Origin of the sequence: Vibrio sp. VP6 (assembly GCF_028823755.1) — a bacterium.
Lineage (GTDB): Bacteria > Pseudomonadota > Gammaproteobacteria > Enterobacterales > Vibrionaceae > Vibrio > Vibrio parahaemolyticus.
In genome coordinates this window covers 1-12,606 of sequence record NZ_JAPEID010000061.1, presented here as the reverse complement: position 1 = coordinate 12,606, position 12,606 = coordinate 1, and the positions used below count along the sequence as shown (strand labels likewise).

The window sequence follows — 12,606 nt, the reverse complement described above, 5'->3', positions numbered from 1 at the left end:
TGGGTGGCTTGCTGATGGCCGAAGGCTTCGCAATCCATATCAATAAAGGGTATGTGTACTTTGCGATGGCGTTTGGTTTGGTGCTGGAACTGTGTCACATCCAACTAAAGAACAAGCAGCGCCGAACTATCCAGCGAATCAGACCGATGCATGACGTAGCTACCTAGAGCACTTGTTAAATACATAAAAAATAAATAAATTCTCATGGGTAAACAAATGAGTGCCGGAGTGCTTTAAGGTGAAAACTGAGTTGTAGAGAACTCGGTTTTTCAACTTTAACTTCAGGAGAAAGAAGTGCGTTTGTCTACAGTGGTTCCTTCAGCCAAGCTTGTACTCATTTAGCTCGGTACTCCGGAATTATGGTTCGGCTCATAATAATTCTTTTATTAGCTCAGCTCGTTCTGTCTTTGCTGCTAGCATCATCTGTATGTTCAAAGACGGAGCCTGATTGCTTTTGATGTAACGAGCATAATCTACCGGAGCGCCATCTACGAAGAGCTCTAAATGAAGATGAGGCCCGGTTGTCCTTCCCGTATTGCCTGAACGTCCTATTTCTTGTCCTTTGACTACGTTCTCTCCTTTCCTGACGCTACTACGTGATAGGTGTAAGTAACGAGATATGGAACCGTTAGTGTGACGAATGTTAATGTAGTTGCCGGCAAAACGGTTGTATCGTGACTTAACAATAACACCATCGGCGATAGAGTATATCGGTGTTCCAACAGGTACTGCGTAGTCCGTGCCTAAATGTGGGGTATTCAAACCTGTGATAGGATGTTTTCGTTTTAAACTGAAACCAGAACTAATTTTGTACTCTTTTGCCAGTGGAAATGAATAATAAGGCTTTCGCGTTAACCTATTTCCATATTCATCGTAAGCATTATTTTTTCCATCGTTAATAATAAAAAAGTCTTTTTTACTACCGGAATAGTAAAAGGAACTGATGTATTTTTCATTATAACTATTGGTTTGGGTCTTTAGTGAGAACTTATCTCCCTTTTGAACCGAACCTATAATGTCAAATTCGCTTTCAATCAATTTAATCAATGACTTTATCTCTTGTTGAGATAAGCCTGCATTAATCAAAGAAGTCACAAAAGCATAGTTAATAACGCCAGTAGTGATCTTTGTTCGTTGAAAGTGACTATCGTAGGTTTTTTCTATACTGTTGTTAGCTTCTTTATCGAAAAGAAAACCTTGATAACTATGGGATATAACTTCTGATTGTTCCTCGGGAGTGAGCAGATAATGACTAAAAGATACGCTTGCAATAATAGTGAGTGCGATGGTAGTAAGAGGCAGAGCAAGGTTATGATTACGAGAACTTAATATTAAACTTGTCATTAAATGAAAACTGTGCTTAGAAGCTGAAAATTGAGGGGAGTATAATATTTAAAATAAAATCTTACACGTCACTAACGACAATTCCTTTGTTTTTACTAACTAAATAATTATAGATATGAAATAGCACTAAGAATAGGGTTGAAAAGTGTCTGTTTTTTTAGTTTTTTTGCTTTATTTTATGGTTATTTCGTCGCGTTGAGAAAATTCCACACAATAATATAATCTCGGCAAAAATATACTCTGCCAGATTATTATGTTCACTAAAAATACGCTAAAATCAACGTTAGGTCTCATGGCTACTTCACTATTATTGAGTGCATGTGGCGGAGGGGACGGTGGCGATAATACGCCACCTGCGAGGAATACAGGAACCATCTCAGGTAATGTTTTTGACGCTCCAGTCAATGGTGCAAAAATTGAGGTGTTTGAGTTTAAAGATGGAAAGCTAGGAAGGAAGCTAGCGAGCACATCTTCCAATGCATTTGGTGATTACAAAGTCGAATTTGAATCGTCTTCGATGCCATTGTATGTCGTCGCACAACAAGGTAGTTACACCGATCCTTTAACAAAAGAGATTGTGTCCTCGAGTGTTGGTAAAACGTTGCGTTTAGAAGGCGTGGTGAACTTCAGTGAAGGTAGTAACCAAAAGTTGATGTTGACGCCTCTGACCAATATTGTTTCCGGTTTCGCAAAATATAAAATTGCAGGCGGCGTGTCTGGCTCGGACGCTGTCTCTCAAGCTCTTGATAGTATTAATGGCATGTATGGTTTTGATGTCAATGAAACCACACCAATTGATATTACTAAAGGTGGGCAGAGTAGCTTTGCAACGCCGGGGCATCAGTATGGTGCATTGCTTACTGCATACTCTTCTTACTCTTATGACATGATCCAAAGGTACGGTCAATCCGAAGACAATGTATATACATCAATGCATTTAGCTGATGTACAGTTTCGTGATGTCATTGCAGACGGCCTTCTTGATGGCCTAGAAATAAGCGAAGCAACGGGAGCTGTCACACCACTTACATTTGGTCAGCAGAAAATCACCAGTGATGTGTACACTCAAGAACTCTCTCAGCAAGTTTTGATAGTTGTAAATGACCCTACACTCAACATTTCAGGAACAAACGCTGACGATTACGTTGCCTTTAGCCAACAAATAAATAGCCTTGGAACCGCTGGCGAAACAGATGGTGTCATTCCACCTCGTGATGACACAGATATTGATACCATTCCGCCAACTGCAACGCGAACAGACAATGATGTATTGGCAGGTAAAGACATCGTAGATATCAAAATCAATGACGATATTGGTGTTGAGTCAGTGTCTGCATTTGTTGAATACAAACTCAACGGTGCATGGCAAGGTGAGTTTCAATGTAATGATCAGCTGACGTCAGGCAGTAAGTTTTGTTCGGTGGATGCGCAAGGGTTTGAGATTGGTCTTCGTGAAACGAACATCAAAGTAATCATTGATACAAAAGCGATCGATGCTGTTGATGTCGACCAAGAAACTGGCCTTTCCAAGGTTACTGCTGCACGTTTAGTCTTATACACTGCAGATGTGCTCGGAAATAAATTGCTTCCTGGCGGTGGTAAAGGTCATTATGTCAATTTCTCTTGGGATAACGACGCGCCAGTTATCACCGTGACCTCGTCTAGCGCTATCAATAATGAGCTTCAAGAATATGTACTTAAAGGTCTTGTAAAAGAAGCGTCTCAGGACATTAAGTCCGTCAGTGTTTCATTTAAGGGTGGTTTGCCTGACGATGTTGCTTGTTCTCCCGTTACGTCAGAGTCGGGAAGTGCCTGTGAATTTAGCAAAGCGTATTTAACAGACCAGTTCTTATCAACTACCACGTTTGATATAAAAGCCACTGATACAAAAGACAATGTCGGTGAGTTTCAACATGCGGTGAGCCGAGATGATCAAGCACCTGCACAGATCATCACATACCCGGAAGGTACGCCCATGAGCTACGTCAACGTGAGCCTTAATGGAGAACGAACCACTTACGAAGGCGTATATTCACAAGATACTTATACAGCTGATAACGTGCAGTCCAGCCGAGATTACTTGAAAATAGATTATGTCTATGCAAGCGCAGGTCTTAAATCCATTAGTGGGATTGATTTCGCAAACTTCAATGTTAACTTATTGAAAGAAAATAAGATTCCTTACGTGCGTGTCAAAATATCTGATGCGAGTTCAGAGACTGTATTAGGTTCAAGTGCTGACAAACTTAAGCTCGTCGTGAAGTATTACGTAAGTCAAAACAATGACAACAACTATGCGTTCCAAAATACAACGCAGACGTTAGCTTCGACGGACGCCATAACCGCAAGCATTCCTCACGAAACCATTTTGGATGGTAGCGGACGAGTTGATGAAGTTATTTACTATGTCCCTTTTGTAAAGGAGCTCCTAGGTGATGGCTTCAAAAACGTCTCAGAAAACGCGAGCCAAAAACTGGTAATTCAAGCTATTGATGAGTCAGAGAATGAAAGCACGACTCAAGAAGTTTATTTCAGAAGCAGTTTCGACTTGCCGACGATGACTATCGTGACACCTTTCATTGGTGCACGTGTTCAATTGGAAGGTTTAAACCCTAACGGAGAGTTTACGTCATTAGCTAGTTGTTCCACGATTCAGCAACCGGAAAGTGATGAGTCTGCCGCGTTTGATGTTGCTTCATGTGAGACTACAACCGATGTTGTTAATTATGATTTTATGCGAGTTCGCTTAATTGGCGTTGATGGAACTGATCCGCATTACTATCAATGGAAGGATAATAAAAGCGCAAGAGCTAGCGTTAACTTAAACGATGCAAATATAGGCGCATACTTCGAACTGAACGGTTCGAATACTTATTATGTTACGGAGTTATCTACTTACCAAACAGGCCTATTTGACTATCGCTGGAATCAAGTTGAGGCCGGAGACAAAACCTCAGAGCGCGCGGCTCTCATTCTTACGGATGTGAAGTATGCATTGTCCGGTGGCAACGATTCATTTTTCGGTTTCGATCCAACAGTGACATCTTATGCGACTAACGAGATGTTAGAAAATCCAATTCCAGATGAACTGTCCAACGACTACTTGCATCGATTCCTCGTTGAAGCGATCGATGATTTAGCTCAAGACACGCCACGTAATAACTCTTCTGATTTTGCTTCTGCTATCTATGATGATCTGAGCTATGACGGTAAGGCAAACGGTATTGGATCTGGAGGTAATCTAATTAAATTAGATAGTTATGAGTTTAGTTCTGACACTTACCGTAAAGATCTCGCTCAGTCTTACTACAACATCATGACGGAAAAATACGGAATTCCAACCAATATTGCCCAGCTTTATGCTGACGATATATCGCAGGCAAATCCAAAGCTAGACGAAGACGCTATTTTTGATAGTGAGGGAGAAAGTATAGATAAAGAAGCGCCTAAACAAACGTTAACAATAGAGACTGGCCGAGAAACTATGGTCGGCAACAAACGTTACGTAGCAGGCGAAGTTGTTTCTAAAATTGTCTTGGAAGATCCATCAGGTATCGTTGATAAAACGGAAAATGCGCCCACATTCAAGAGCATGTGGTATGCACAGAGCACGCCTAATACCGCGATACCATTGGAACTGAGAATTGATGAGTCTGGCAACAGCAATAAATTCCGTAAAGAGTATTTGTTTACACTCAATACGCAATCAACAGACCTAATAGACATCATCAAGTTTGCTCTGGAGACAACGGCGGTCGATACCCAAGGTAACGCTTATACCGATCTAAACCCATATATTGAAACTCTATATGTTGATAATGACTATCCCGCAGCGACTTACATTCCACCAAACGACTTGGAAGGGAACCCAATTGGCGAGGATATTTATTTAAATGCGAATTCAGTTCATGAGTTGACATTTAAACTTCAAGATCTTGTGGGGGACCAACTGGATAAGCGGAGTTTATCGTTTGTCGATCTCTCAAATGGTACAACGGTCGATTACACAAGCGATCAGTTTTCCAGTAATACGCAAGATTCATTTAAGGTTAAATTATGTACAGGTACTCTTTGTGCGAGCCAAGGTAAAGTCGTTTATCCGGGAGATGGTAACTGGACTGTCAATGTAAATGCAGAAGACAATTTGGGGAACTTTGTTAATCGTCAAACTACAAATTCACCAAAATTCAATATCTTAATTGACTCTGAAGGGCCGATTGTTAATGGAGGAACAATCAATAAGCGTTTGGGTGGAAACTCATCTTGGGTGCCGGATATTTCTTGGGGTAACTTGAGTCCAGGCAGTGTAGTTGAAGTTGATATGAAGACGGAGTTTGGTAAGCGTATTACTTTGCAACATTATGAGACTGAACCTACAGACAGTGTGGAGCCTTATCTATTCGGAGAGCAACCAAACATTGAGGTTCGTTTAATAGCCGGGGCGTTTAAGTATGAAGAGACGAACTCGTTTTACGTAAAAGCCAAAGACAGTGCTTACCCTCAAGCAGAGTCGACAAGCGAATTTGTTTTTCAAGTAGACAACAAAGGCCCGGTAATTGAGCTGGCTGAACCTTGGATCGTAGACAAAAACTCTGCTGGTAACTACGTCCTGGGACCTGATTTTCAAGTGAAGCTGACTTCAGTCATTGATGATTCTAAAGTGAGTAACGTCGAGCTGTGGCAACAAGCTGGTGACGCAGCAATACGATCAATTGTGCCTAGAGATCCAACACAACCATTTGAAATGGAAATTGGTCGTATACAAAGTGACAGTATCACCATTGATGCAAATAAGAGGGCGAACCTGTTCATTAAGGCGATAGATGAGTATGGATTCGAATCTCAGACAGAGCCACGAACGATAATTATTGACCGAGATGGTCCTACGTTAACTCTGAATGGGTTTAACTCGGAAAGTTATTATCGTGGTAACTACGTGTTTTCACTTTCAGCTCAAGATCTGAGCGAAACGGGAACGCCTTCATCAAATGGTGTGAACAAGACGACATTGGAGTATTGGAGCTTTATCGATACACCTTCTGATACCGGCACACAAGTAGATGAAGATATGAAAGTGAGCTTAGAAGGGCAGAATGATGGTGATAGTTCAACCCGTACAATCAAACTCAGGGGCAGTGATGTTCGCGGGAATGCGACTGAGGTAGATTACGCGATTAAAGTGCAAAATAAGTTGCCAACAATTCATAGTGTGTCTTTTTCCTATGAAGATGGAACGCCGATTACTGGTGGGTTAGTTACGCGCAACGATCCTGTCGTTATTACCCTTGATGCGGAAGATGCAAGTGGAATTCCTCAAATCGACGGCACTTATAGATATGGCGATCAAACCAATAATATACAGTTTAGTGAAGATGAAGCGGGTAAGTGGAAGGGAAGACTAACTTCTGCAGAATTATCTCAGGATGGAAGCTATGAACTAAAGTTCAAAGTTTATAACAATGTTTTGTATAACTCAGGCGAAACACGGCCAGTAGCAGAACGGTCGGAAAGTATTAATGTTCAACGTGAAGGGGTCGTGTTATCTGTCGCGCAACCTGAAAGTTTTCAGGCTCATATCTCGGGTAAGACGTTGAGTGTTGAGTTCAACCCTGTGGGTGATGTTAAGGCTCGGACTCTAGAATGTTGGGTAAGAGAAAATTACACCTCAAGCGAAGCTCCAAATGATGGATTGAGCAATGCTTACTCAGGCGTTATCACTAATCCACAGGAAAGTTATAAGTGTAGTGTGACGACAGATGTAAACATGTCTACTGCACCTGTCGTTCTAATTACTAGGACAGTGGGCCAGAACGATACAGAGACGGTGAGCAAATTCAGCTTTAATATGATGGATATTGAAGCACCGGCAGCATTAGAGGACACCTATCTATTTACAGGTAACGAAGTTGAATTTGATGCCGATGGAAACAAAATGTTGAGCTTAACATTGAGCTTCAAAGATAACTTATCAGGGGTGAATACTGAGCCAACGAAACGACCGTTGTTAGTTAGAAACCGTTTTAATATAACGTTTGAACCAAAAAGTTGTAGCGTGAGTGCTGGGGTTACTACGTGTACTTACACCGAACGTTATTCGGATATCATCGCAACGGGGGTATCACAACATCTATATACCATTAAAAATTTATCTGATATGGCAGGTAATACATCCTCAGATCATTCTCTAGAACTATTGTTGCCACCTCCAGGTTCAGTTGATATTGGAATCACAAGCCCAACGGATGACAGTATCATTCGAGGCGCTCAGCTGGTGATGAACTTTAAAGTGAAGGTTGGGGCACAATCAATTTTAGAAAATGTGATTGCAACAGTGGATGGGGATTCATATAACCTCAATGATCATCCAGGGAACTTTTCACGATTTAACGATTGTGGAGAGGGCTATTCCTGTTCGACATTTGAAGCGCCTCTAAGTGCGACTTTGGATGGACAAGTGATCAAACCGAGCATCCAAGCTATTGATGTGTGGGGAGACTCAAGTAGCGATAACGTCAGTGTGATGGTCGATAACAGCAAACCAATAATTGATAGTGACGCTGTTGTCAGTGAATCCCCTACAGATTCAAGCTTGGTTAGGTTCCAGTTTTCTATTAGGGATGAAGGAAGCGGTATTGCAAGCGTCAAATACACAACCGTCAACCCTAGCCATGTTTTTAATAAAGAGGAAAATGCAGATAACTCACATCTTTATTTCGAGCTGCCAAAAAGTGAGCTGCAAGGGCTGAATCAAATCCGAGTAAGCATTGAAGCAACGGATAAAGTGGGCTGGAGTGAAAGTAAGACTGTGGATATTGACGTGTCTGTACCTACTATTACGGTCTCATTTAATGGAATGACTAGCTTGCAAGGAGGCAAACTAGCTTTTACAAAAGAAAGTCAGTTATTCAATGTGACTTCAAAAGAAGGACATGATGTAAAGGCATCAAATTACTCTATCGATTTAGTTCCAAGTACAGGTGATACGCTAAATTTTTCAGGGAATATCGTCTCATCGACAGGGTCTGATACTATGGTTTTTGACGCTGAAGATCAGACCGAATATATGTATAAAGTGACGGTCACCGACTCAATAGGGCGTTCTATTACAGACTTTGAACTTTTTAGTACAACATATGGTGCCAAAGGCATCACATCTATCGTTGACTACGAGTTACCTGCAATATCTGGTGTTTCTGCTGATCAAGTATCTATGACACCAACGGACGGTAAATATGATTTAGATGTAACAGCGTATGTTACAGATAAAAACTTGAGTTCAGTGACATCTACAGCAGATAACGGGAGTGGGGTAAAAGTGGGACCACAATCAGTTACAGAGCCTGTTAGTGTAGGTGATCCTTATGTGATGCACTACTCATTGACTCCTGGTACCTATACGCTACAAGTAGCCGCGTTGGATTTGGCGAACCATAAGACTGAGAAATCAACAAGCGCTACCGTAAAGGCAGCAACCGTTCCAGAGTTAACAATATCAACTGCATCACCTAGCCCTTCGGCTGGTGGAGTTGAAATCCCGCTTACATTTACTTTTTCAGAAGAGGTTAAAGAATTTAGTTTCTCCGATGTGAAATTAGAAGCGAGTGATAAAAACGAAGCTGGAGAGCTTCAGCAAGTATCATGGAACACCAGTGACAATATAACTTGGACCGCTACCTACACAACTCCAGAAAAACAAAATAAAGAAATAATCATACGGGTCGACGATGATAGTTATGAGAGCGTCAACTCTATCCCCGGAAAAGGGGATAGTTTGATTTTGGAGGTAGAAGGAGTGTTACCAACGCTGTCAAAAGTGACTTTTGATCCTAAGCATCAAGCGATAGGACAGTCGGTAAACATCACACTTGAGTTCGATAAGGAAGTGCAAGAAGCGACAGCAAAACTGGGAAATAATGATGTTACTTCACTCGTTGCTACAGCGAATAAGAAAATTTGGACGGGGAGGGTTGAAGTCCCCAACATTCCAGAACTCAATGTCGGCCTAGTTGTAAGTAAGTACAAAGACTTGATTGGTAATATGGGCGAAGATGATTCTTCCAACGCAATGCCGATCACACCAACCTTGGCGATCACGCCAGTAGGCAATGTGGATAGCAGTAACGCCGCCTCATTGCAGATCACCGGTACTTCAAGCCGCTTTGATGGCCAAACCGTGAGCGTAGAAATCAAAGCGCAAGGCAGTGAAACGGTTATCGCCAGCGGCAGTGCCACGGTACAAAGTGGTGGCGCTTGGACGAGCAACGCGATGGACATCAGTGGTGAGCCAAATGGCACGTACACCGTCGTTGTCACAGGCACCAATGCCTCAAACGTGGAAGCAACAGAAAGCACAAACTTCACGTTGGCACAGGCATTGCCAACCTTGAGCAACGCGACCTTTAACCCAACGCATCAAGCGGAAGGACAAAGTGTGGCGGTCAGACTGGAGTTTGATAAAGCGCTGCAAGCAGCAAGCGCAGAGCTGGGTGGTTCCGCCATCACGCTGACTAAGACAGCGGATGCGAAAGTCTGGACCGGTGATGTTGTCGTGCCAGTGTCGTCAGAGCTAACCGTAGGCTTGGTGGTGAAAGACTACCAAGATCTTTCGGGGAATACGGGTGCAGAAGACCGCAGCCACTCGATGCCGATCACACCAACCTTGGCGATCACGCCAGTAGGCAATGTGGATAGCAGTAACGCCGCCGCATTGCAGATCACCGGCACTTCAAGCCGCTTTGATGGTCAAACCGTGAGCGTAGAAATCAAAGCGCAAGGCAGTGAAACGGTTATCGCTAGCGGCAGTGCCACGGTACAAAGTGGTGGCGCTTGGACGAGCAACGCGATGGACATCAGTGGTGAGCCAAATGGCACCTACACCGTGGTGGTGACGGGGACCAACGCATCGAATGTCGAGGCCACAGAAAGCACAAACTTCACGTTGGCACAGGCGTTGCCAACGCTGACCAACGCAACATTCAATCCGACGCATCAAGCGGAAGGACAAAGTGTGACGGTCAGACTGGAGTTTGATAAAGCGCTGCAAGCCGCAAGCGCAGAGCTGGGTGGTTCCGCCGTCACACTGACCAAGACGGCGGATGCGAAAGTCTGGACCGGTGATGTTGTCGTGCCAGTGTCGTCAGAGCTAACCGTAGGCTTAGTGGTGAAAGATTACCAAGATCTTTCGGGGAATACGGGCGCAGAAGACCGCAGCCACTCGATGCCGATCACACCAACCTTGGCGATCACGCCAGTAGGCAATGTGGATAGTAGTAACGCTGCCACATTGCAGATCACCGGTACTTCAAGCCGCTTTGATGGCCAAACCGTGAGCGTAGAAATCAAAGCGCAAGGCAGTGAAACGGTTATCGCCAGCGGCAGTGCCACGGTACAAAGTGGTGGCGCTTGGACGAGCAACGCGATGGACATCAGTGGTGAGCCAAATGGCACCTACACCGTCGTTGTCACAGGCACCAATGCCTCAAATGTGGAAGCAACAGAAAGCACAAACTTCACGCTATCGCAGGCATTGCCAACACTGAGCAACGCAACATTCAATCCGACGCATCAAGCGGAAGGACAAAGTGTGACGGTCAGACTGGAGTTTGATAAAGCGCTGCAAGCAGCAAGCGCAGAGCTGGGTGGTTCCGCCATCACGCTGACTAAGACAGCGGATGCGAAAGTCTGGACCGGTGATGTTGTCGTGCCAGTGTCGTCAGAGCTAACCGTAGGCTTAGTGGTGAAAGATTACCAAGACCTTTCGGGGAATACGGGCGCAGAAGACCGCAGCCACTCGATGCCGATCACACCAACCTTGGCGATCACGCCTGTAGGCAATGTGGATAGCAGTAACGCTGCCACATTGCAGATCACCGGTACTTCAAGCCGCTTTGATGGCCAAACCGTGAGCGTAGAAATCAAAGCGCAAGGCAGTGAAACGGTTATTGCCAGCGGCAGTGCCACGGTACAAAGTGGTGGCGCTTGGACGAGTAGCACGATGGATATGAGTGATCAGCTCAACGGCACGTACACCGTCGTTGTCACGGGCACCAATGCCTCAAACGTGGAAGCAACAGAAAGCACAAACTTCACGTTGGCACAGGCGTTGCCAACCTTGAGCAACGCGACCTTTAACCCAACGCATCAAGCGGAAGGGCAAAGTGTCGCGGTCACACTGGAGTTTGACAAAGCGCTGCAAGCAGCAAGCGCAGAGCTGGGTGGTTCCGCCATCACACTGACCAAGACAGCGGATGCGAAACTCTGGACCGGTGATGTTGTTGTGCCAGTAACGTCAGAGCTAACCGTAGGCTTGGTGGTGAAAGATTACCAAGACCTTTCGGGGAATACGGGCGCAGAAGACCGCAGCCACTCGATGCCGATCACACCAACCTTGGCGATCACGCCAGTAGGCAATGTGGATAGCAGTAACGCCGCCGCATTGCAGATCACCGGTACTTCAAGCCGCTTTGATGGCCAAACCGTGAGCGTAGAAATCAAAGCGCAAGGCAGTGAAACGGTTATCGCTAGCGGCAGTGCCACGGTACAAAGTGGTGGCGCTTGGACGAGCAACGCGATGGACATCAGTGGTGAGCCAAATGGCACCTACACCGTGGTGGTGACGGGGACCAACGCATCGAATGTCGAGGCCACAGAAACGAGCACCTTAACGCTATCGCAGGCATTGCCAACCTTGAGCAACGCGACCTTTAACCCAACGCATCAAGCGGAAGGGCAAAGTGTCGCGGTCACACTGGAGTTTGACAAAGCGCTGCAAGCAGCAAGCGCAGAGCTGGGTGGTTCCGCCATCACACTGACCAAGACAGCGGATGCGAAACTCTGGACCGGTGATGTTGTTGTGCCAGTAACGTCAGAGCTAACCGTAGGCTTGGTGGTGAAAGATTACCAAGATCTTTCGGGGAATACGGGCGCAGAAGACCGCAGCCACTCGATGCCGATCACACCAACCTTGGCGATCACGCCAGTAGGCAATGTGGATAGTAGTAACGCTGCCACATTGCAGATCACCGGTACTTCAAGCCGCTTTGATGGCCAAACCGTGAGCGTAGAAATCAAAGCGCAAGGCAGTGAAACGGTTATCGCCAGCGGCAGTGCCACGGTACAAAGTGGTGGCGCTTGGACGAGCAACGTGATGGACATCAGTGGTGAGCCAAATGGCACCTACACCGTGGTGGTGACGGGGACCAACGCATCGAATGTCGAGGCCACAGAAAGCACAAACTTCACGTTGGCACAGGCGTTGCCAAC

At 44.9% G+C, this 12,606-nt stretch carries 2 protein-coding genes and 1 pseudogene; 2 read left to right on the top strand and 1 reads right to left on the bottom strand.

Annotated elements, in window-relative coordinates:
• Window positions 1-167 (top strand): annotated as a pseudogene (locus OU793_RS22680) (TerC family protein); the annotation flags it as partial.
• 202 nt (window positions 168-369) lie between these two features.
• Here OU793_RS22680 and OU793_RS22675 read toward each other — a convergent pair.
• The gene (locus tag OU793_RS22675; protein WP_025630646.1) at window positions 370-1,344 is read right to left on the bottom strand and encodes a peptidoglycan DD-metalloendopeptidase family protein; all 975 of its coding nucleotides are present in this window, start codon (window positions 1,342-1,344) and stop codon (window positions 370-372) included.
• A gap of 292 nt (window positions 1,345-1,636) precedes the next feature.
• Here OU793_RS22675 and OU793_RS22670 point away from each other — a divergent pair.
• The coding region (locus OU793_RS22670) for a tandem large repeat (RefSeq protein ID WP_274647848.1) at window positions 1,637-12,606 on the top strand (10,970 nt) is incomplete at its 3' end.